This is a genomic window from Maribellus maritimus (genome assembly GCF_022267315.1).
In the GTDB taxonomy this organism is placed as follows: Bacteria; Bacteroidota; Bacteroidia; order Bacteroidales; family Prolixibacteraceae; genus Draconibacterium; species Draconibacterium maritimum.
In genome coordinates this window covers 1-530 of the sequence record NZ_JAIKLE010000167.1, presented here as the reverse complement: position 1 = coordinate 530, position 530 = coordinate 1, and the positions used below count along the sequence as shown (strand labels likewise).

Sequence of the window (530 nt, the reverse complement as noted above, 5' to 3'; positions counted from 1 at the left end):
CGCGAGGATATTGTGCCGACACTATTGGGCTTGACGAAGACAAAATCAAGAAATATTTCAAATATCAGGAAGAGCAAGAACGTTTAGAAGAGCAGCAAAGGCTCAACTTTGGCCCCTTATATGGGCTTTCACAAGTGAGGCCGTCTCATAACAAGTTTATGGGACGGTTTTTATTTTGCGTTTTTTAGGAGTTTGCACCTAATTTTGGGGATATTTTGCGTTAGATACGTTTTTTCAAAAACGCAAAAAGGTTTTAAGTCCTTTTATGCACTTATTTTAGCCAAATTGTGCGCTAAAGCGATCAATCCGGTTTCAATTTCTACTTTTCTTTTGCCACGTAGCATAAGCCTTCTAAAACCTTTGTTATTTTTAATTATCCCAAAAGTTGCTTCAACATCTGCACACCGCTGTTTGCGGCGTTTTACCCCTGCATCGCTCAACAGTTTTTTTCGGGCGGCCTGTTTGTGCTTTTCCAGGTTATGGTTGATTTCAATAATGCGGTCGCCATTAGCTTTATGGCAGCCCCAGCG

Annotated in this window: 2 protein-coding genes; one reads left to right on the top strand and one right to left on the bottom strand. The window is 40.9% G+C overall.

Features of this window, described 5'->3' with window-relative positions; all coding sequences use genetic code 11:
• A partial coding sequence (locus tag K5G00_RS29555; RefSeq protein WP_394800896.1) for a hypothetical protein occupies positions 1–188 on the top strand: 188 nt, incomplete at its 5' end.
• Between the two features lie 75 nt (positions 189–263).
• On the opposite strand, the gene K5G00_RS29550 is transcribed toward K5G00_RS29555, so the two are convergent.
• A partial coding sequence (locus tag K5G00_RS29550) for a transposase (RefSeq protein ID WP_238770254.1) occupies positions 264–530 on the bottom strand: 267 nt, incomplete at its 5' end.